Consider the following 21,251-nt stretch of genomic DNA (forward strand, 5'->3'; position numbering starts at 1 on the left):
TGAGAGCCAATGGAGCTCCCGCTCGCAGGGGAGAGAGCCATGGTCTCGAGAACAGCCGCCACGTCGCGTGAAGCCCAGACGAACAAGGCGTTTCAGGACATCGTGACCAAGGAACGGAACGAGCGGGACGCCAAGACCGCTCGCCTCAAGGCCCTTCGCCTCGCCCGCGACGCCGAAGAAGCTGCGCAGGCCAAGGCCGCTCCCGCCAAGGCCCCCGCCGCCAAGAAGGCCGCGCCCCGCAAGGCGGCGGCGAAGAAGCAGGCGGTGGGGTGAGAGGCTAAGCAGAGCGTCGGTCTGCTCGCGCGCAGCTCTTTGAGCGCGCGCTGGAGCGCCAATTGCTGGATTGATCGAGCAAGCGTGCGGCTGAAGTTTTGCCGCGGGAGCGCTTGTGACCGCTGCGGTCTGAGTTGGAATTGCGCCTGCCGCGCCCGCTGAAACCTTAGGGTGGATGCGGCGGATCTGTCTGTCGAAGCGCCTTTCCATGAAGACATATGTGACGTGTCGCGCTCGCTCGCGAATGGGAGCGCGGAGGTTCGCCTGCCCATCTTGCGGCTTAGCCAAATGGAGATTCGAGCGGGGCTGGCCGTCTTCCACAGCGAGACCCGAAGGCCACGAGATCATCCTAGCCGAGGGCGCGGCGGCCGAAACCTTCGTGGAGAACGTCACCCGACGCCTTCGAAGACTTCGAAGAGTTTGCGGCGTGAGCGCAGACGCGATCGCCGAGCTCGCCTAAGCCCCGCGCCATGAGCCCGTGATAGGCGCCGTCCGCCATCCGCGCCCGCACTGCGGATTCCGCCGGCCAGCGACTGGCGCAGGCGTGTAACGAACCGCGCAGCTTGACCGGACTTTTCGGGTGCTTCGGCCTTTCGGCGGTCGCGCGCTTGGCCCGCGGCATTAGACCCGGATGGTGTGCTTAGGATAAAATTCCTTGGCATCCGCCTCGTCCCATGCTCTCCTCTTTCGGCCTTTTCCCACACGGAAGGCGTGTCTGGACCGGCCGGGCGTGCGGGGAAGGGGGCGGCGCCCGCGGGCTGGGAGGACCGGATCTCCCGGCTCCCGGGGCGCATTGACGGCGGCGTCCGTCGTCGCGCGCGATCCCCGGCCGATCCGGCTGGAGACGAGGCGGGACGGCCTGATGTCGAGACCAGCCGGCACGATGACCGGTGCGCCTAGCGCAGGCGTAAGGGCGGGCGGCGGCGGCCCTCTCCGGCCTTCGGGATCGCGAGATCCCGGAACGCCGCGGGGCTGTCCGAGGACCTGACGGCCCCGTGCTCGACGAGCCGGGGGCCAGAAGGATCCGGGAGCGTCGCGACCGTTCGAGAGTCGACCGCCGCGAGCGCTAAGACGCCGTGCGCGGGGCGCCGGGCGACCGGTCAGCCCAGAACTACGGCATGTACGGTGGCCCGGCGTCCCGCGCCCTTCCGTATCCTGACCGACGGTTTCGTTTCGAAAACTGCGCTCTCTGACCCCGCGACCCGCCGTTGCTTCGCCGCCCATCCGGGCCCCGGAGGGTTTTGGCGCGGCGGCGCGACCCGCGGCGTCTGCGCGTCGCGGGGGAGGGCGACGGAGCGGCGGCGGCGCGGCCCGAAAGCGTCGCGCAGGCGCCCGTTCGCAGGGTCGTTCGACGGCCCGTCGGGAGTCCGGTCCGGCGCCTTGGCGGCGCCTTTTCGCGGGTCCGGGGGCGATCCTGTCGGCCTTCTGTCGGGAGAGCGGCGAAGTGGCCCAGAAGGTCGAAAGTGATCGGGTGACCTCAAGCCATGCGGTTTCGGAGGGGCCGCAATGCGCCGATGCCGCTTGTCCGGATGTCGTTATAAGTCCATGGAAACAAGCGTAATTTTGAGATTTCTCATCACCTTCCCGTCATCAATCGATAAATTATATAGACAGAGTCGATTTATTGAGGCCAAGTCCGTCGTCCAGCGATTGCGGGGATTGAATCGGACATGGCGCGAGACGTTTCGAGACGTGAGATTCTGGCGGCCGGCGCGGCCGTCGCTTTCGGGGGTGGGGCTCTGGCCGGACCGGCGCAGGCCGCCGTCGGCGGCGATCTGGCGGCGCCCGCCAAGGGCGGGGGCGGCGGCAAGCGCCCGAACGTGCTGTTCGTGGCGATCGACGACCTGAACGACTGGACCGGGTTCCTCGGCGGCTATCCGGGCGTTAGGACCCCGAACCTCGACCGCCTCGCCAAGATCGCGACCGGCTTCACCCGGGCCTATACGCCGGCGCCCGCCTGCAAGCCCGGCCGCGCCTCGATCCTGTTCGGCGTCGAGCCCCACAAGAGCGGCGTCTACACCAACGACAGCGGCGACTGGTGGCAGAGCGATCTCGCCGACAAGCCCTCGATCGTGCGGTTCTTCCGCGACGCCGGCTACAAGACGATCGGCACCGGAAAGCTGTTCCACGGCGGCTGGCGGCACAACGGCGACGAGCCGCGCGGCAACGATCCCGACGCCTGGACCGAGTTCGAGCCGCTGACCGAGCTGATCCAGAGCGGCAAGGAGATCCTCGAATGGGGGCCCGAGGGCAAGACCGAGAAGACCGAGGACGTCGGCCGCGCCGAGTGGCTCGTCGACAACGTCTTGTCGAAACGCCACGGCAAGCCGTTCTTCGCCGCCTTCGGGCTGCGCAAGCCGCACATGCCCTGGGTCGTGCCGCAGGAGTGGTTCGACCGCTATCCTGAGAACAAGCTCGACTATCCGCTGGGCGCGCTCGACGTCGAGCACACCGGCATCCGGGGCAACAAAGACGTGCGCGATCTCTCCGACGCCGGACGGGCGATGATCGAACAGCACGTGAAGGATCACCGCCGCATCATCGCGGGCAAGGGCTGGAAGTCCGCGATCCAGGCCTATCTCGCCGCGATCTCGCTCGCCGACCACGCCGTCGGCCTCGTGCTCGACGGGCTTAAGAAGGGGCCGAACGCCGCCGACACGATCATCTGCGTCTGGTCCGACCACGGCTGGCAGCTCGGCGAGAAGCTCGCCTGGCGCAAGTTCACCCTGTGGGAGCGCGCCACCCGCGTGCCGATGCTGATCGGCGGTCCGGGCCTGAAGGCGGGCCTGTCCGACACGCTGATCTCCAGCATCGACCTCTATCCGACGCTCGCCCAGCTGGCCGTGGGCGAGGCGCCCAAGCATCTCGACGGCGTGTCGTTCGCGAAATATCTGCGCGGCAAGGGCGGAGAGCCGCGCGACCACGTGCTGTCGACCTGGTCGCTCGACCTCAAGGAGGGCGGCGGCGCGAACGCGCACCGGCACTTCGCCGTGCGCGACAAGACCTACCGGCTCATCGTCTACGGCGACGGTTCCCGGGAGCTCTACGACCACCGCGTCGATCCGTGGGAGTGGACCAACCTGCTCGACAAGACGAACCGAGGCCAGGCCGACCAGGGCGCGGTCGCGGAGCTCGAGCGCTTCGTGCCGAAGCGGTCCGCGCCTGAGGTCGGCGACTCCAAGAACGAAGAAGATTAGGACGCGGCGGAACCGCTGGCGTCCAGGACGTTAGGCTCTCCGGGCGATTGACGCGCGCGGCCCGCCGCGCGCCTGTGCGAGCGATGATCCGGTGAGCAGGGGGACGGCCGCGCCAAGCGGCGAACTGCCGGAAAGCGGCGTGGTCCGCGGAGCGGCCCTGGACGATCGTCGTCATGGGCGTGGTGACCGCGCTCTATGTCGGCGCGGATCTGCTGATCCCGATCGCGCTCGCGCTGCTTCTGTCCTTCGTGCTCTCCCCGATCGTCAGTCTCGCCAAGCGGACCCGCGTCCCGCGTTCGGCCGCCGTGGTGTTCGCGGTCGCGCTCGCTTTCAGCGTGATCGTCGGCCTCGGCGCGATCATCGCAGGCCAGATGGGGCAACTCGCCGGCGACCTGCCCAAGTATCAATCGACGATGCGCGAGAAGGTCCAGTCGATGCGCGGCTGGACCTTCGGCTCCGGCACGCTCGAGCGGGCCGCAGACATGCTGCAGAATCTCGGCAAGGAGTTCGACGCGCCGGCCGGCGGCGTGACGCTGCGCCCCGGCGCCAAGCCCGAGCGTGACGGCGCCAAGGCCGACGAGCCTGCGCCTCCCACGCCGGTCGAGATCGTCACTCCGCCGCAGAGCTCGATACGGAACCTGCAGGACATCGTGACGCCGCTCATCCATCCGATGGCGACGCTCGGCATCATCGTCATCTTCGTGATCTTCATCCTGCTCGAGCGGGAGGATCTGCGGAACCGCCTGATGGCCTCGCCGGGGCGCGCGACATCCCGCGCACCACCGCCGCCATCGACGACGCGGCGCGGCGGCTGTCGCGGCTGTTCCTCACCCAGCTCGGACTGAACTCGGCCTTCGGCTTCGTGATCGGCGTCGGCCTGTGGGCGATCGGCGTGCCGAGCCCCGCGCTGTGGGCATCGTCGCCGGCGTGCTGCGGTTCGTGCCCTACGTCGGCGCGGTCATCGCCGCGGTGTTCCCGATGGCGCTCGCCGCCGCGGTCGATCCGGGCTGGACGATGCTGATCGCGACCGCGGCGCTGTTTGCGGTTGTGGAGCCGGTGGTCGGCCATGTGATCGAGCCGCTGGTCTACGGCCGCTCCGCCGGGCTGTCGCCGGTCGCCGTGGTGGTGGCGGCGACGTTCTGGACGGCGCTGTGGGGGCCGATCGGCCTCGTGCTCGCGACGCCGCTCACCGTCTGTCTCGTGGTGCTGGGACGGCATGTCGAGAGCCTCGGCTTTCTCGCGACCCTTCTCGGAGACCGTCCGGCGCTCACCCCCGCGCAGCTGTTCTATCAGCGTATGCTCGCCGGCGATCCGGCGGAGACCTCGGAGAAAGCCGAGGAGTTCCTGCGGGAGAAGTCTCTGGCCTATTACGAGGAGGTCGCGATGCCAGGCCTTCTGCTCGCCCAGCGCGACGCCGAGGGGCATCCTGAAGCCCGAACGGCTCGCCGCGCTCCGGAACTCGGTGAGCGAGCTCGCCGACGATCTGGCGCGCTACGACGACGCCGACCCGACGAGCGACAAGACCGCGACCGACCCAGAAGCCGTGGAGGCGATCGAAGCCGTCGAGGCCTCCGAGGCCAGCGAAAGCGCGCCGGCTGGGCGTTGCCGAGGCCGCTTCGGCGCGGCGGCGCCGGTCGAGGCGCCGAAGCCGATCGATCCCGATGCGGTGCTCTGCGTCGGGGCCCGCACGCCGGTCGATCAGGCGGCCGCCGTCATCGTGGCGCAGATCCTGTGCAAGAACGGGGTGTCGGCGCGGCTCGTCGAGGGAGACGATCCCCAGACGGCCGGCGCGGCGCCGCCCGTGTGGTGCCTCGTGGCGCTCGATCCCGGCGACGCTCAGCTGCGGCTCGGCGTGCGCCGCATCAAGCGGGCCGGCGAAGAGGCGCAGGTCGTGGTCGCGCGCTGGCGCTCGGAATCGACCGATTGGAGCGCCGAAGCGGCGCGCCGCGCGATCGACAAGGAGCGCGCCTCCGCCCGGGCCGACGCCGTGGCGCTGTCGCTCGGCGACGCGGTGGAGCTCTGCCGCGCGGCCAAAGCCGCCTCGGCCCAGCTCGGGCCCGCCCGCGCCGCTCTGCCGGCCTGACCCCTGCCGCTTCGGTTCAGCCGCCCCATATTCGGGTTGAAGTAGAGGGAGAAGCCGATGAGCACGACCGACGCCGCCTATGAGGTGACCCGCACCGAGGCCGAATGGCGCGAGCTGCTCACCCCCGAACAGTACGACGTCATGCGCCGGCACGGCACCGAGCGCGCCGGCACCTGCGCGGTCATGCTCTCGGAAAAGCGCCAGGGCGCGTTCTGCTGCGCCGGCTGCGGCCAGGCCCTGTTCCGCTCCGGCGACAAGTTCGAGAGCGGCACAGGCTGGCCGAGCTATTCCTCCCCGGTCGACGGTTCGGTCGAGACGACCGAGGACAGGAGCTACGGGATGCGGCGCACCGAGGTGCACTGCTCGCGCTGCGGCAGCCACCTCGGTCATGTGTTTCCGGACGGCCCGCCGCCGACGGGCCTGCGCTATTGCATCAACGGCGTCGCGCTGAACTTCGAAGCCGAGTGACGGCTCAGGCGGAGGGGAGCCGGCCGTCATAGACCGGCTCGACCTCCTCGATGACGCTCCAGAACCGCTCATGCGAGCGGTTCTCGAGCACCGCCTCCAGAACGTCGAGATGCGCGTGCCAGCCGCCGGAGACGCTGCGCGCCTCGTCGCGGTCCTTCAGCAGGCGATGGACGAGGGTGAGGCGGACTTTTCCATCCGCCGCCTCGGCGAGGTCAATCGCGACTTCGGAGCTGTCGCCGGGATCGCCCCACCAGCTGAACGTCAGCCCATGCGGCGGCTCCCAACGGAGAACGCGCCCGTGGCTTTCGATCTCGACGGCGTGTTTCTGGAAGCGCTCCGGGATCGTCTCGCCGGCCGGCGTCAGCGAGCCGTTGTCGAAGATGATCGTGACGTCGCCGCCGACCCGAGGCTCGATCTCGCCTGCGCCAAGCCAGAGCTTGCGCTTCTCGCCCTCGACCAGGAACGCCCAGACCCTCTCGATCGGGCCCGGCAGGATGCGATGGAAGGTGATCTCGCGCGCTCCGGTGATGGAGCCGAAGCGGGTTTCGTCGAGCGTGGCGGCGGTCATGTGTCGTCTCCAGTCGTGTTGGTTTCAACGTCGGCGACCAGCGCCGCCTCGAGCGCGTCGAGTTTGCCGGCCCAGAAACGGCGGTATGGGGCGAGAAAGGCCTCCGCCTCGGCGAGCGCCTCGGGGGCGAGACGGCAGACATGCGTGCGCCCGCGGATCTCCCGCGCCAGCAGCCCGGCCTGCTCCAGGACCTTCACGTGCTTGGCGGCGGCGGCGAACGACATCGCATGAGGCGCGGCGAGCTCTCCGACGCTTCGCTCGCTCAAGGCGAGCGCCGCCAGCATGCCGCGGCGGGTCGGGTCGGCGAGGGCGCGGAACACGGCGTCGAGCTGTTTTTCAACCATATGGTTTAATGTCATGCCATGCCGAGTATGTCAACCATACGGTTGAATGTCTGGATGCGCATCTGGCTACCGCCATGCAGCGGCGGGGCCTATGGTCTGAGACTCTTAAGGTCTTTGTGATGTGATGCGGCCACGATGGACCGTCTGCTTCCCTATCTGCGCGTCAAATCCGGCCGCCACGTTCTGCTCTGGACGGGACTGATCACGCTCATCGCGGTCGGGGCCCCGGTGCTTTCGCTTGCGGTGCCGATGGCGATGATGCCGCGTCTGCCGTCGAGCGCTTTCTGGGGAACGCTCGCGATCGCGGCCGCCATTCCGCTTCTGATCGCTCCGCCGATCTCGTTGTTCGCGCTCTCAATGCTGCGCCTGCTGACGATGACGATCGAGCGCGTCGACGACTACGTGCGCTACGACCCGCTCACCGGCGTGCTCAGCCGCGCCTATCTTCTTGGCCAGATCCGGGAACGGCTGGCGGTCGGCGGCGTCTTCCTGATGGCGGACGCGGACCGCTTCAAATCGATCAACCACACCTACGGCCATGACATCGGCGACGAGGCGCTGAAGGCGGTCGCGAGCGCGCTCCGCACGGCGCTCGGTCCCGACGCGCTGATCGGACGCCTCGGCGGCGAAGAGTTCGGCGTGTTCCTGGTCGGGGCGGACGAGGCGAGAGGCGCCTCCGCCGCCGCCGCGGTGTGCGCCGCGATGCGCGAGGCGGGCGCGGTCGTCGCCGACCATGAGCTTCGGCTGACCATCAGCGTCGGCTGCGCGACGCACCGCTTCGGGCGCTCGCTCGAGGAGACGATGAAACTCGCCGACCAGGCGCTCTACGAGGCCAAGCACGGCGGCCGCGACCGCTATTGCGTGGCGGGCGCTCCCGACGCGACGCCGACCATCGTGGTCCGCACGGCGGGCCGGAAGTTCCGGGATCAGCCGCCGACGTAGGAGACGCGGTAGATCGCGCCGTTGTGGTCGTCGGAGACCAGCAGCGAGCCGTCCCGCATCACATGGACGTCGACCGGACGGCCGACATAGTCGTCATCCTGCACGAAGCCGGTCAGGAACGGCTCGACCGTGATGACCTCGCGGCGATCGTTCAGGAAGGCGACCGCGACGTCGGCGTTCTTGCGGGCGCGGTTCCAGGGACCGTGCCGGGCGATGAAGATCGCGCCGCGATACTTCTCGGGAAACGACGCGCCCGTGTAAAAACGCATGCCGAGCGGGGCGGGCGTGCGCGCCGAGCAGCGCCGCCGGCCTTGCGAATTCCGAACATTGCCGCGCGCCGGCGAATTCGGGATCCGCCATCAGCCCCGAGTGGCAATAGGGAAGCCGAAGTTCTCGCCGGGCCGGGTGACGTGATTGAGCTCGTCGAGCGGCATGTCGTCGGAAATCCAGTCCCGCTGGTTGTCGGTGAACCAGAGATCGCCGGTGCGCGGATCGAAGTCGAGGCCGACGGAGTTGCGGATCCCGGTCGCGACCGTCTCAAGCCCGGTGCCGTCCGGGTTCATCCGGAAGATACGGGCGTAGCGGTCGCCGGGCGCGCAGATGTTGCAGGGCGCGCCGACCGGCACATAGAGCTTGCCGTCGGGGCCGAAGCGAAGCGATTTCCAGCCGTTCTGCGGGGAGACGGCGAAGCGGTCATACACCACTTTGGGCTCGCCCGGGTCATCCAGCCGGTTCTCGATGTCGTCGAATTTGAGGATGCGCCGCGGCGTCGCGACATAGAGCGCGCCGTCGCGGAACTCGACGCCGTTGGCGAGCGGCGTGTCGTCGAGGACCGTCTTCACCTCTCGGCGGCCGCCCTTGTCGACGACAGCGTAGACCTTGTTGGCGACGAACAGCGACGAGACGAACAGCGTGCCCCGCGCGCCCTCGCGCATCATGCGGGCGTCGAGCACGTCGCTCGCCCACACCTCGACCTTGAAGCCCTCCGGGGCGCGAAGCTTCCCGATCGGAAGCTGGTCGGCGGGCGTCGGCACCGGGAAGGCGGACACCGGCGCGAGGCGGTAGCCGTGCTCGGTTTTCGGCCGGCCGATCGCCCAGAAAATCCTCGCTCCGGTCGGCCGCGACCGCGCCGCAGGCGAAGATCGCGAGCGCCAGCACGGAACCGAGAATTAACCTGGCGTTCACCACGAAACGCGTCTCCTCGCCGCAAAGCGTCGTGCGGCGTCGATGGCTGCGGCAGGCTAGCCCGCGGCCTGCGTCGCCAAGCGCACCAAGTTCCGCATGTCATGCTTTGGCCGGAATGCGGGCGCGTCTCACGGTCGCGCACCCACTTATGGACGAACGCCAGTGAAGCACGCAGCGCTGATCGCCCTTGGATTTCTGGCGCTCGCTTCCGCGCCCGCCGCGGCTGGCGACTTCGAGCCCCGGTTGAGCTTCGCGGCGGAGGCCGGCCCGCGGACCGTCGCCCTGACGTTCGACGCCTGCGCCGGGGGCTTCGACAGGCGGGTGATGGACGCGCTGATCGCGGCGAACGCCAGGGCAACGATCTTCGTCACCGAACGCTGGCTGAAAAAGAACGCCGCGGCGCTCGCCGAGATCAAGGCGCGGCCGGACCTGTTCGAGATCGAGAACCACGGCAAGGACCACGTCCCGGCCGTGACCGACGCCGCGACGATGTTCGGCATCCGGACCGCCGCGACGATCGAGGGCGTGCGGACCGAGATCGAGGGCGGCGCGAAGGCGATCGAGACTGCGACGGGGAAGCGGCCGAGCTGGTATCGCGGCGCCACCGCCCGCTACAGCCGCGACGCGATGGAGCTTTCGCAAAGCCTCGGCATGAAGGTCGCAGGCTATTCGCTCAACGCCGACATGGGCGCGTCGCTTCCTGCGGCGTCCGTGGCGCGGCGGATGGCGGCGGCGCGGTCCGGCGACGTCGTCATCGCGCACATCAACCAGCCGGGGCGGCCGGCGGGGCAGGGCGTCGCCGACGGCGTCCGGGCGCTCGCGGCGTCGGGCGCGCGGTTCGTGAAGCTCGACGAAGTCCAGACGAAAAGCGACGAGGGCGCCGGTCGTGGTGGCGAGGCGCAAGCCGGCGGCTCCGAAGCCAGCCGGCTCCGAGATCCCGCCGGGCGCGGCCCCGACGCGGCGCGGCTGAAACGAAAGCGCCCTTGTCCCGGACTTGATCCGGGACCCAGAACCGATGGCCTTTCAGGAAGAGGCGCCGCCGTCGAGGTTCTTGATTCCGGGCGTGTCGGTTCTCGGTCCCGGATCAAGTCCGGGACAAGCGCGGAGGCCTTACGCGCCGCTGACGAAATCCACCACCAGCTTGACGTTCAGCACCACGATCGTGAGCGCGACCAGCGCGGCGAGCGCCGACATCCAGCGCGGGGCGACGAAGTCGCCCATCTTGGAGCGGCTGGCGGTGAACCAGACCAGCGGGATCACCGCGAAGGGAAGCTGAAGGCTCAGAACCACCTGGCTCAGGACGAGCAGCTTCGCGTGCCGCTCTCGCCGTACCAGAGCGTGACGAAGATCGCCGGCACGATGGCGATCGCGCGGGTGATCAGCCGCCGAAGCCATGGCGCGAGGCGGATGCGAAGAAAGCCCTCCATAACCACTTGCCCGGCGAGCGTCGCGGTCACGGTGGAGTTCAGGCCGCAGCACAGCAGCGCGACGCCGAAGGCTGTGGCCGCGATCGCGCCGCCGAGGAGCGGCCCGAGCAGGGTATGGGCCTCGCCGAGCTCCGCCACCTCGGTCTTGCCGTTGGCGTGGAAGGCGGCGGCCGCGAGGATCAGGATCGAGGCGTTGATCAGGAACGCGAAGCCGAGCGCGATGGTGGAGTCGGTCACCGCCCATTTGATCGCCTCGCGCTTGCCGGCGTCGTCGCGGCCATAGGCGCGGGTCTGCACAACAGACGAATGCAGGTAGAGATTGTGCGGCATCACAGTCGCGCCGACGATGCCGAGCGCGATGTAGAGCATCGCGGGATTGCTCACGAGTTCAGTTGTGGGCGCGAGGCCCTTGATGATCGCGCCGAGATCGGGATCGGCCATCGCGAGCTGGACCGCGAAACAGGCGGCGATCACCAATAAGAGGCCGATTACGAAGGCCTCGATCCAGCGGAAGCCGACGCGCTGAAGCATCAGCACGAGGAAGACGTCGAGCGCCGTGATGACCACGCCGATCTCGAGCGGGATGCCGAACAGCAGGTTGAGGCCGATCGCGGTGCCGATCACCTCGGCGAGGTCAGTGGCGCAGATCGCGGCCTCGGCCAGCACCCAGAGGCAGAAGGCGATCGGCTTCGGAAAGGCGTCGCGGCAGGCCTGGGCGAGGTCGCGGCCCGTCGCGATCCCCAGCCGCGCGCAGAGCGCCTGCAGCAGGATCGCCATCAGGCTCGACAGGGCGACCACCGCCATCAGCGCGTAGCCGAACTGCGAGCCGCCCGCGAGGGAGGTCGCCCAGTTGCCCGGGTCCATGTAGCCGACCGCGACCAGATAGCCGGGCCCGAAGAATGAGAGAAACCGTCGCAGGTTCGAGCGGCCCCCGACGCGCACGGAGGTTCACCTCGGCGAGCGAGGCTTCGCCGGGTCGGCCGCGCCAGCCGGAGAAAGGAGACGAGGGAGAAGCTGCGACGTCGGACATGAGCGGGCGGGCCATCGAACCCCAATTGTTTTGGATCGCTTCTGAGTTTCGTTCGCAACTGAGATTTTTGCAAGTGGTTCGCAAAAGCGATTTTGCGATGCGGGATGCTTCGAGACGTCGCAGGGGCCGGGACTGGAGCGTGACGGATCGACGGTCCCGGTTGGGGGCGGACCGGCGGTCGTCGGTTCAAGCTTGGGAGTGCAGCCGCGGTCCGCGCGCTATTCGAACTCGTCCCCGAGCCCGCGCGGGAAAGGCTGGCCGAAACCATGGCGGAGGCGCGCCAGGATCCAGACCGGATGCGTGCGGTAGCCTCCCCCGAGCGTCGGCGCGTAGCCGAAGGCTGGGCACTGGTCGATGACGGCGGCCTCATAGGCTCCGAGCGCGCTGCGGTCGAAGAAGTCGCTGTCCTCGACCACGCGCGGCGCGTAAGTCGAGCGACGGCTGCCGCGATCCTTCAGCTCGTTCGCCGTCGCCTCGATCCGCGCCTCGTCGAGCAGAACGCCGGCCGCCGAAACGATCCTGCGAAGTTCGTGCGCCGGATCGCTCTCAAGCGCCTCGTGGGCGATGAGGACCGAGCGTTCCGGCGGCTTTACGATCCACTTGTCGTGGAAGCGCTTGTAGTAGGCGAGGCGGTGGGCGAGGAAGTCGTAGAACCTTGCCCTGGCCGAAATCCCGTCCCGGGCTGGGCGCATCCCGGATCGCTTGCGGCGGAGTTCGGCGCCGGAAATGGCGTTGGCCACCGGCGAGCGATGCTGCACCAGATAGAGCGCGCCAGCCACGTCAGTCGGCAGGCGGAACGCGAAGTCGTGGCTCTTCTGATAGACGAATTTCCGGCCTTCCGTCTTCACGCACGGCGCGGCGCGGCAGCAGTCGGCGATGTCGTAGGTCGAGCAATATTTCAGCTGCGCGCCGAAATAGCCCTTCAGCAGCCGCGAGAGGTGGTGGTGGCCGGATCTCGGGATCGACGCTCCGAGAATTGAGGTCGTGACGATATCCGCGGGCTCGGTCACCGGCTGGTCGTTCTCCGCCGAAAGGACTCAGGCCGCCTTCTAACATGCGCGCATGTCCGCGTGTCCACACGTCGCCAAGGCGCCTGCTCCGCTGCCGGGCGCTTGTGCGTTGCGGCAGAGCGTGCCACGTGACGAGCCGTCCGCTGCGCGCCAGACGCGCAGGCGGGCCGAGACTTCAGGAGACCGGCTCGATGACCAAGTGGGTGCTGACCTTCGGCGGCGGCAAGGCGGAAGGGAGCGCCGAGATGCGCGAGCTTCTGGGCGGCAAGGGCGCGAACCTCGCCGAGATGGCGAATATCGGCCTGCCCGTTCCTCCCGGCTTCACCATCACCACCGAGGCCTGCACCTATTACTTCGCGAATGGCCGCAAGCTGCCGCCAGAGCTCGAGGCGCAGGTCACGAACGGTCTCGCCCATGTCGAGAAGCTCACCGGCCGCAAGTTCGGCGACGCCGAGAACCCGCTGCTCGTTTCGGTGCGCTCCGGCTCGCGCGCCTCGATGCCGGGCATGATGGACACGATCCTCAATCTCGGCCTCAACGACCGCACGGCGCAGGCCATCGCCGACAACGCCGGCGACCGACGCTTCGCCTATGACAGCTATCGCCGCTTCATTCAGATGTATTCCGACGTCGTGCTCGGCCTCGACCACGATGTCTTCGAGGAGCAGCTTGAGAGCCTGAAGGACCAAAAGGGCGTCCATGAGGACACCGACCTCGACGCCGACGACCTCGCGGGTCTGGTCAAGGTCTACAAGAAGAAGGTCGAGGAGGAGCTCGGCGAGCCTTTCCCGAGGATCCGCTCGCCCAGCTCTGGGGCGCCATCGGCGCGGTGTTCTCCTCCTGGATGAACAATCGCGCGGTGACCTACCGCAAGCTCAACCGCATCCCCGAGGACTGGGGCACGGCGGTCAATGTCCAGGCCATGGTGTTCGGCAACATGGGCGAGACCTCTCCGCGACCGGCGTCGCCTTCACGCGCGATCCGTCCACCGGCGCCAAGCTGCTCTACGGCGAGTTCCTGGTGAACGCGCAAGGCGAGGACGTGGTGGCGGGCATCCGCACGCCGCAACCGATCACCGAAGCCGCGCGCAAGGCCGGCAAGGTCGAGGCGCCTTCGCTCGAAGCCAAGATGCCGGAGGTGTTCGCCGAATTCGTCGCGACCGCCGACAAGCTCGAGGCGCATTACCGCGACATGCAGGACCTCGAATTCACGGTCGAGCGCGGCAAGCTGTGGATGCTGCAGGCCCGCAACGGCAAGCGCACCGCAAGGCCGCGATCAAGATCGCGGTCGACCCTCGTGAAGGAAGGCGTGCTGACCAAGGAGGAGGCGGTCGCGCGCATCGATCCGGCCTCGCTCGACCAGCTCTTGCACCCGACCATCGACCCGAAGGCGGAGCGCAAGATCATCGCGACCGGTCTCCCTGCTTCGCCGGGAGCCGCCCGCGGCGAGATCGTGTTCTCGTCGGAGGCCGCCGAAGAGATCGCCGGCAAGCCCGACGAGGACAAGGTCCGCAAGCAGGTTATCCTCGTTCGCGTCGAGACTTCGCCGGAGGACATCTCGGGCATGCATGCGGCGGCGGGCGTTCTGACGACGCGCGGCGGCATGACCAGCCATGCGGCCGTGGTCGCGCGCGGCATGGGCAAGCCCTGCGTTTCGGGCGCAGGCTCGCTGCGCATCGACGAAAAGGCCGGCACGCTCACCGTCGGCGGCAAGACCTACCGGGCCGGCGACGTCATCACGATCGACGGCTCCACCGGCCAGGTTCTCGAGGGCTCGGTCGCGATGATCGAGCCTGAGCTCTCGGGCGACTTCGGCGAACTGATCGCCTGGGCCGACGAGATCCGCCGCATGAAGATCCGCGCCAACGCCGAGACGCCCGCCGACGCGCGCGCAGCCCTCAGCTTCGGCGGGAAGGCATCGGTCTCTCCCGCACCGAGCACATGTTCTTCGACGAGGCCCGCATCGTCGCTGTGCGCGAGATGATTTTGGCCGACGACGAAGCCGGCCGCCGCAAGGCGCTCGCCAAGCTCCTGCCGTTCCAGCGCGACGATTTCCGCGAGCTGTTCGAGATCATGAAGGGGCTGCCGGTCACGATCCGACTTCTGGACCCGCCGCTGCACGAGTTCCTGCCGCACACCGACAAGGACATCGCCGAAGTCGCCGAGGCGATGGGCGCCGAGCCCGCGAAGCTGAAAGGTCGGGCGCAGGAGCTGTCCGAGTTCAATCCGATGCTCGGCTTCCGCGGCTGTCGTCTGGCGATCGCTTTCCCGGAGATCGCCGAGATGCAGGCCCGCGCCATCTTCGAGGCGGCGGTCGAGGCCGGCAAGTCGACCGGCGAGAAAGTCGTCTGCGAAGTGATGGTGCCGCTCGTCGTCGGCCGCGCCGACTTCGACTTCGTGAAAGCGCGCATCGACGCCATGGCGAAGGCGGTGCAGGAGGAAAGCGGCGAGACGCTCGTCTACCAGGTCGGCACCATGATCGAGCTGCCGCGCGCGGCGCTGCGCGCCGCCGAGATCGCCGAGACCGCCGAGTTCTTCTCCTTCGGCACCAACGACCTGACCCAGACGGGCCTCGGCATCAGCCGCGACGACGCGGCGCCGTTCCTGTCGCATTACGTCGACAAGAAGCTGCTGCCCTACGACCCCTTCGTCACGATCGACCGCGACGGCGTCGGCGAGCTGGTCTCGATCGCGATCGAGCGCGCCCATACGGTGCGCCCGAAGATCAAGCTCGGCATCTGCGGCGAGCATGGCGGCGACCCTGCCTCGATCGAGTTCTGCGAGGAGGTCGGGCTCGACTACGTGTCCTGCTCGCCCTTCCGCGTGCCGATCGCGCGCCTCGCCGCCGCGCAGGCGACGCTGAAGGCGCGGGCCAAGGGCTGACCCACTCTGCGGCGGCGCTCGGTGACGAGCGCCGCCCTCTTCCTCTTCCCCTCCTTAGCGGTCCTTATGCTGAGGAGCCTGCGTAAGCAGGCGTCTCGAAGCACGCAGTTGGCCTGTGCAGGGCATGCCGTCCACGAGCGGAACTGCGTCCTTCGAGATGGCCTTTCGGGCCTCCTCAGGATGAGGAGCGCGTGAGGCCGGGACAGCCGATTTTTCGATCTCTTCCGTCTGGATCACCTGTATTTCTTGCACCAACGGCATCGCCGCGTTGCGCCCCTGCGCCATCGGCGACGGAACGAACCGTCGCGCCCCCGGTTGTGCGCCAGACGGCGGCCTTTTCGGCCGCCTCCCAAGCTCATCGAGTTGAGCGCGTAACGTGGCCGCCGCCCGGGACGTATCTCAGCCGAACAGGCGAGAAGGAGCGCTCTCCCCTCATGGCCGCACATCCGCTTCGCAAAGCCGTCGCACCGCACGTCGACGCGCTTGGGCTCTACGCCCGCGTTCGCGCCGAGAGCGAGGCGCTCGCCGCGCCGCTCTCCGACGCAGACGCCACCGTGCAGTCCATGCCGGACGCGAGCCCCGCCAAATGGCATCTCGCACATACGACGTGGTTCTTCGAGACCATGGCGTTGAAGCCCAACGTCCCGGAATACCGGGTCTTCGACGAGACCTACAACTTCCTGTTCAACTCCTACTACGAGAGCGTCGGCGATCGGCAGCCGCGCCCGCGACGGGGCATGATCACGCGGCCCTCGCTCGACGAAATCCTGGCCTATCGCGCTCATGTCGACGCCGCTATGGAGCAGCTGATCGATTCCGGGCTACAGCGTCCGCTCGCGGACCTCATCGAGCTCGGCCTTCATCACGAGCAGCAGCATCAGGAGCTGCTCCTCACCGACATCCTACACCTGTTCGCCCAGAACCCGCTGAAGCCGGCCTATCGCGATCCGGCGCCGCTTCCCGTCGTGGAGACGCCGCGCGAGACAGCCTATGTTCCGTTCGACGGTGGGATCATCGAGATCGGCCATGGCGGCGAAGGCTTCGCTTATGACTGCGAGGGGCCGCGCCATCAGACGCTGATCCGCCCGTTCCGGCTCGCCGATCGCTGCGTCACCAATGCGGAGTGGCTCGAGTTCATGGCCGACGGCGGCTATCGCGACCCGCTGCTCTGGCTCTCCGACGGCTGGGCGCAGATCCTCGAGCACCGTTGGGCCGCGCCGCTCTATTGGGAGGAGCGCGATGGGGAGTGGGGCTCGATGACGCTCCGCGGTTTCCAGCCGATCGACCCGAACGCGCCGGTCGCTCACGTCAGCTACTTTGAGGCTGACGCGTTCGCCAGTTGGGCGGGCAAGCGCCTGCCGACTGAAGCGGAGTGGGAACACGCTTCATTAACCATAGATATGGACGGCGTTTTCGCCGACGGCGGCGCCGGCCGACTGCGGCCGGCGCCTGCGAAGGCCGGAACCGGCCTCCGCCAAATGTTCGGCGACGTCTGGGAGTGGACCCAAAGCCCGTTCACGCCCTATCCGGGCTTCCGCGCGGCGGAAGGCGCGGTGGGCGAGTACAATGGCAAGTTCATGTGCGGCCAGTTCGTGCTGCGCGGCGGCTCCTGCGCGACGCCGACGGGGCATGTGAGGCCCACCTACCGAAACTTCTTCCAGCCCGACAAACGCTGGCAATTCTCTGGCCTGCGCCTGGCGGAGGACGCCTAATGCTCGAGCGTGTCGATTTCCGCGCCGCCCAGCGCGAGGCCTTCCGCTCCGACGTCGCCGCGGGGCTTTCGGCTCCGCGAAAGACGCTGCCGAGCCGCTGGCTTTACGACGACCGCGGCTCCGAACTCTTTGAAGAGATCACGCGGCTCCCGGAATATTATCCGACCCGCACCGAGACCGGCATTCTCCGGGACAACGCGGCGGACATCGCCGACTTCTGCGGCTCGCGAGCGGTGCTGATCGAATACGGCGCCGGCGCGGGCGTGAAGACCGAGATCCTGCTCGGCGCGCTGGATAATCCGGCGCTCTATGTGCCGGTCGACATCGCGGGCGACTTTCTCGTCGACGCCGCCAACCGCATCGAACAGCGGTTCCCCTACATCGAGATCCGCCCCGTGGTGGCTGATTTCACCGCGGATTTCGACCTTCCGGCAGATCTGCCGAAGCTGCCGCCGCGCGTCGCCTTCTTCCCGGGCTCGACCATCGGAAACCTCGCAAAGCCGGACGCGGTCGAGTTTTTGGCGCGCGCCCGCGCCCATGTGGGTCCAGGCGGTCGGATGGTGATCGGCGTCGACCTGCGCAAGGACATCGGCACATTGATCCGCGCTTACGACGATGCGGCGGGCGTCACCGCGGCGTTCAATCTCAACCTTCTGGAGCGTATCAACCGCGAGCTCGGCGGCGATTTCGACCTAACCCGCTTCGCCCATGAGGCGCGCTGGAACGCGAGAAAGTCCGCGATTGAGATGCATCTCGTCAGCCTCAGCGAACAGGACGTCGAGGTGGATGGTCAGAAGATCCGCTTCGCCGAGGGCGAGACCATCCACACCGAGGACAGCCGCAAATACGAACTCGCGGAGTTTGAGGCGTTGGCGGCCTCCGCGGGCTGGCGTCTCGCGCAGACCTGGACCGACCCGGATGGCCAGTTTGCGGTGCTCGGTCTCGCCTGACGCCGCGGCGGATCGGCGCGGCGGGGTGACTCATCCGGACCGCCCGTGCCAAACGTAAGGCGTTCGTAAGACGACAAGCGCCCGGCAGACGGCGCGACGTCCGGAGGATTATTCTATGCGTATCTCCAGCCTTCTGGCCGCGGCCATGCTTCTCGCCGCAGGCCCCGCCTTCGCGCAGGGACCCGGCGGCGACGAGCCGTCCGCGCCGTCCGATCCCGCCCAGCTCAAGCAGATCGACGACGCCTATCGCGGCCGTTGCGAGCCGAACGCGCCCAAGGAGCTGTGCTCCTGCGTGATCGCGGTCGCCGCCACCCATCTCTCCGACGCCGCCGAGCGTCAGGTGTTCTACGACTTCATGATGGGCGACGTGGACAAGGCCAAGACCGCCCGCGGCATGTTCTCGCCTCAGAAGAACATGAAGTTCAACATCGCGCTCCAGAAGGCCGACGTGATGCTGGGCGATCAGTGCGACAAGCTGAAGCCGCAGCCGAAGGAGGCCCGGCGGGCCAGCCCGGCGGCCAGAAGCTGCCCTGACGAAAGGCGAGTTCGCGCCGCGGCGACGGACGTGGCAGAGGAGGGCGCGACCCTCCTCCGCCTGCCGGACGCCGACGTGAGCCTCAAAACCCTGACCGACCTCGAGACGTTGCGCGGCGCCGGCAAGGCGGGCCTCGCGCGCGCTCTCGCCCGGCTCGAGCGCGTCGCGCGTGAGGAGGAGGCGGCGCGGCTGCTCGACGAGGCGGACGCCAATCCGAGGGGCGAGGTGCTCGGCCTCACCGGCCCGCCCGGCGTCGGCAAGTCGACGCTCACCGGCGCGCTGGTGAAGGCGTTCCGGGACCGGGGAGAGACGGTCGGCGTTGTGGCGGTCGATCCGTCCTCGATGCGCTCGGGCGGCGCCATTCTCGGCGACCGCGCGCGCATCCCGACCGACCCTGAAGACCGTGGCGTCTTCATCCGTTCATTCGCCGCGCGGGATCGCCTCGGCGGCCTCTCGGACCTCGCCTTCGGGGCGACGGTGCTGATGCGGGCGCTCTACGACCGGGTGATCGTCGAAACGGTCGGGGTCGGCCAGTCGGAGGCCGACGTCGCGATTGTCGGCGACACCATCCTGCTCGCCGTCCAGCCGGCCTCGGGCGACGCGCTGCAGTTCATCAAGGCGGGCGTGATGGAGCTTCCGGACGTGGTGGCGGTCACGAAGTCCGACATCGGCGCGCCGGCCGGCGCGCGCGCGACGACCTCGAGGGCGCGCTTTCGCTCGGCGGCGGCGCGCAGGATCCCGGTTGGGAGGCGCCGGTCGCCCTTGTCTCGTCGCAGACGGGCGAAGGGCTGGACGAGCTGGTGTCGCATTTGAAGCGGCACTCCGAGTTTCTGCGCGCGGAGGGACGGCTGGCGCGTCGCCGCAAGGAGCAGGCGGAGGCTCGCCTGACGGCGGCTCTCAAAGGGCGCTTCGGCACGGAGGGCGTAAGAGCCGCGAAGGCGTGCTTTCGGATCTCACGGGCGGCCCCTTCGCGCGAGAGGCTGAAATCGCTCGTGTTCTCGGCGACAGGCTGACGGCGCGCTAGCCGTCCGATCGCGGTCCGTTGATCGCCCGTTAACTCCCCCGAAAGGTTAAGGACCGACAACCATAAGTCTGTGTCGGTTCGGTCCCGCCGACTGGCGCCGCTCTTGCGGCGCGGGCGCTCGGCGACCGCGTTGGGGTGCGTGGCGTCATGCGGGGACATGGGACGGCGGCGAGGCGACGCAAAGCGCGCCGCGGAACCTCGAAGGTCCGCCTGTTCGGCCTGATGCTCGCGGCCGCCATCACCCCGTTCTCGACCACTTCGATCGCTCGCCAGGACGCCACCAGCCTTCTGCCGGGCGCAGCGGATCTCGCGGACGCCGCCGGCGGCCGCTACCTTGCGGCCGTGCCGCGGCGGCCCGTCGATCTGGTCTCGCTCGAGACCGCCGATCTTTTCGGAGCCGGCCGCGGCCCGATGGCGCCGACCGCGCTCTTCGACGGCGGCGACGCGCTCATGGTTCTGGATCTGCCGGAGGCTGAGCCTGAGAGCCGTCCCAAGGGCGAGGGGCCGGCGCCGTTCGTCGACCGCACGCTCAAGACCGACCGCGCCCTGATCGCTCCCATACGGCCGGCCGAGCCGGCGGTGCGCCGCGCGGAGGTCGACGGGCCCGGTCCGTTCGACGCGCTGCCGAGCCTGTCGCAGGCTTTCGCGCTCGATCTCACCGGCCTGACGATGCTTCCACACGTGGACACCGCGCTGCTCGCCCGTCGCGCGCCGCTCGTCGTCGCGACCTCGCCCAAGGCGGCTCCCGTCGGCTCGACGCCGAGCGCCGGCAAGTTGCGCGACGAGACCCCGGACGAACCGCTCTCCGCCGACGCCGGCCTCACGGCCGTCCCGATGACGCCGAGAGAGGCGGGCGCGCGACACGACGGCACCACGCCTTCCGTCGCGGCGATGAACGGCGGGCGCACGCCAACCACCACGACGCCCGCAAGCGACGCGCCGCTCGCGGTCGCGGCGCTTCCCGTCACGCGCATGCTCGCCGAGCCGGCCGCGCGCGCTTCGCGCGTCGCGCTGACGCCATCGGCGAAGTCCGCCGCGCCGGAAGGCGAGACGGTGGCGATCCGCGGCGACATGGACGGCGACGGCACGATCGAAACCCGGCTGTCGCATCGCGTCCTCATGCCCGAGGCGCAACTCGCCAAAGCCGAGCAATGTCTCGCCGAGGCGATCTATTTCGAGGCGCGCGGCGAATCGAAGGAAGGCCAGTACGCAGTCGCCCAGGTGGTGATGAACCGAACGCGCTCCGGCTACTACCCGGCCGACGTCTGCGGCGTCGTCTACCAGAACGCGCACCGCCGGAAACGCCTGCCAGTTCTCCTTCGCGTGCGATCGCATCCCCGATCGGGTGACCAACAAATTCGCCTGGAACATCGCGACCGCAATCGCGCGCGACGTGACGCGCAACGGCGCCTGGCTGCCCGAGGTCGGCGATTCGACCCACTATCACGCGACCTATGTGCGCCCGAACTGGATCCGCGACATGATCAAGGAAGACCGGATCGGCAGCCACATCTTCTACCGCGTCCGCTGGCGCGCGCCGATCGGCGCATGATCGAACCTCAGCCCGTGTTCCGGGCCTAAGGGCTCGGTTCTGGACGTCGGCTTCTGGTCGGCAAACGGC

14 protein-coding genes and 5 pseudogenes are annotated in these 21,251 nt (G+C 68.7%); 13 read left to right on the forward strand and 6 right to left on the reverse strand.

The genetic code is table 11. The annotated features are described in order from the left end of the window. The first annotated feature begins 39 nt into the window (after nucleotides 1-39). From K6K41_RS22900 to msrB, 6 genes and pseudogenes are all read left to right on the forward strand, one after another. On the forward strand, nucleotides 40-273 hold the full coding sequence (locus K6K41_RS22900; protein WP_261402422.1) for a hypothetical protein: 234 nt from the start codon (nucleotides 40-42) through the stop codon (nucleotides 271-273). 1,670 nt (nucleotides 274-1,943) lie between these two features. Next, nucleotides 1,944-3,470 carry a sulfatase gene (locus K6K41_RS22905; protein ID WP_261402423.1) on the forward strand — a complete coding sequence of 509 codons (1,527 nt, stop codon included), beginning with the start codon at nucleotides 1,944-1,946 and terminating at the stop codon, nucleotides 3,468-3,470. A 173-nt stretch (nucleotides 3,471-3,643) separates the two neighbouring features. After that, on the forward strand, nucleotides 3,644-4,315 hold the full coding sequence (locus K6K41_RS22910) for an AI-2E family transporter (RefSeq protein WP_261402424.1): 672 nt from the start codon (nucleotides 3,644-3,646) through the stop codon (nucleotides 4,313-4,315). Between the two features lie 124 nt (nucleotides 4,316-4,439). Continuing rightward, a pseudogene (locus tag K6K41_RS22915) lies at nucleotides 4,440-4,616 on the forward strand (hypothetical protein); the annotation flags it as partial. Between the two features lie 316 nt (nucleotides 4,617-4,932). Next, nucleotides 4,933-5,553 (forward strand): hypothetical protein, encoded by a 621-nt coding sequence (locus K6K41_RS22920; RefSeq protein ID WP_261405899.1) that lies wholly within the window; start codon nucleotides 4,933-4,935, stop codon nucleotides 5,551-5,553. A gap of 57 nt (nucleotides 5,554-5,610) precedes the next feature. Next, a complete protein-coding gene (gene msrB / locus K6K41_RS22925; protein ID WP_261402425.1) occupies nucleotides 5,611-6,021 on the forward strand; it encodes a peptide-methionine (R)-S-oxide reductase MsrB in 411 nt (136 codons plus the stop codon). 4 nt (nucleotides 6,022-6,025) lie between these two features. Here the strand turns inward: msrB and K6K41_RS22930 are convergent, their stop codons facing one another. Together K6K41_RS22930 and K6K41_RS22935 are read right to left on the reverse strand one after the other, a co-directional pair. Continuing rightward, nucleotides 6,026-6,589, reverse strand: a complete 564-nt coding sequence (locus tag K6K41_RS22930) for an SRPBCC family protein (RefSeq protein ID WP_261402426.1) — start codon at nucleotides 6,587-6,589, stop codon at nucleotides 6,026-6,028. Further along, nucleotides 6,586-6,909 (reverse strand): ArsR/SmtB family transcription factor, encoded by a 324-nt coding sequence (locus K6K41_RS22935; protein WP_315855080.1) that lies wholly within the window; start codon nucleotides 6,907-6,909, stop codon nucleotides 6,586-6,588. The genes K6K41_RS22930 and K6K41_RS22935 overlap by 4 nt, the downstream gene beginning before the upstream one ends. A gap of 159 nt (nucleotides 6,910-7,068) precedes the next feature. On the opposite strand from K6K41_RS22935, the gene K6K41_RS22940 reads away from it, so the two are divergent. After that, nucleotides 7,069-7,875: a GGDEF domain-containing protein gene (locus tag K6K41_RS22940; RefSeq protein WP_261402428.1), complete on the forward strand. Its 807-nt coding sequence runs from the start codon at nucleotides 7,069-7,071 to the stop codon at nucleotides 7,873-7,875. Here the strand turns inward: K6K41_RS22940 and K6K41_RS22945 are convergent. Further along, nucleotides 7,860-8,144, reverse strand: a complete 285-nt coding sequence (locus K6K41_RS22945) for a PQQ-dependent sugar dehydrogenase family protein (protein ID WP_261402429.1) — start codon at nucleotides 8,142-8,144, stop codon at nucleotides 7,860-7,862. The two genes, K6K41_RS22940 and K6K41_RS22945, sit on opposite strands and share 16 nt — an antisense overlap. Before the next feature lie 90 nt (nucleotides 8,145-8,234). After that, on the reverse strand, nucleotides 8,235-8,924 hold the full coding sequence (locus K6K41_RS22950) for a PQQ-dependent sugar dehydrogenase (protein WP_261402430.1): 690 nt from the start codon (nucleotides 8,922-8,924) through the stop codon (nucleotides 8,235-8,237). A gap of 232 nt (nucleotides 8,925-9,156) precedes the next feature. Between K6K41_RS22950 and K6K41_RS22955 the strand changes: the two are divergent. Beyond that, nucleotides 9,157-9,660, forward strand: a pseudogene (locus K6K41_RS22955) (polysaccharide deacetylase family protein); the annotation flags it as partial. A 510-nt stretch (nucleotides 9,661-10,170) separates the two neighbouring features. Here K6K41_RS22955 and K6K41_RS22960 read toward each other — a convergent pair. Together K6K41_RS22960 and K6K41_RS22965 are read right to left on the reverse strand one after the other, a co-directional pair. Beyond that, nucleotides 10,171-11,517: pseudogene (locus K6K41_RS22960) on the reverse strand (Nramp family divalent metal transporter). Nucleotides 11,518-11,735: 218 nt separating this feature from the next. Continuing rightward, nucleotides 11,736-12,527 carry a sulfotransferase gene (locus K6K41_RS22965; protein WP_261402431.1) on the reverse strand — a complete coding sequence of 264 codons (792 nt, stop codon included), beginning with the start codon at nucleotides 12,525-12,527 and terminating at the stop codon, nucleotides 11,736-11,738. Nucleotides 12,528-12,718: 191 nt separating this feature from the next. Between K6K41_RS22965 and ppdK the strand changes: the two are divergent. The 5 genes and pseudogenes from ppdK (at nucleotide 12,719) to K6K41_RS30775 (ending at nucleotide 21,211) form a co-directional block, all read left to right on the forward strand. After that, nucleotides 12,719-15,409 (forward strand): annotated as a pseudogene (gene ppdK / locus K6K41_RS22970) (pyruvate, phosphate dikinase). Nucleotides 15,410-15,843: 434 nt separating this feature from the next. Further along, a complete protein-coding gene (gene egtB, locus K6K41_RS22975) occupies nucleotides 15,844-17,121 on the forward strand; it encodes an ergothioneine biosynthesis protein EgtB (RefSeq protein WP_261402432.1) in 1,278 nt (425 codons plus the stop codon). Continuing rightward, on the forward strand, nucleotides 17,121-18,071 hold the full coding sequence (gene egtD / locus K6K41_RS22980) for an L-histidine N(alpha)-methyltransferase (RefSeq protein ID WP_261402433.1): 951 nt from the start codon (nucleotides 17,121-17,123) through the stop codon (nucleotides 18,069-18,071). Before egtB ends, egtD begins: the two co-directional genes overlap by 1 nt. A gap of 451 nt (nucleotides 18,072-18,522) precedes the next feature. Beyond that, nucleotides 18,523-19,619, forward strand: a pseudogene (locus tag K6K41_RS22985) (ArgK/MeaB family GTPase). Nucleotides 19,620-19,777: 158 nt separating this feature from the next. After that, on the forward strand, nucleotides 19,778-21,211 hold the full coding sequence (locus K6K41_RS30775; protein ID WP_428978547.1) for a cell wall hydrolase: 1,434 nt from the start codon (nucleotides 19,778-19,780) through the stop codon (nucleotides 21,209-21,211). Nucleotides 21,212-21,251: the final 40 nt, after the last annotated feature.

The organism is Chenggangzhangella methanolivorans, assembly GCF_019797865.1.
GTDB lineage: Bacteria > Pseudomonadota > Alphaproteobacteria > Rhizobiales > Methylopilaceae > Methylopila > Methylopila methanolivorans.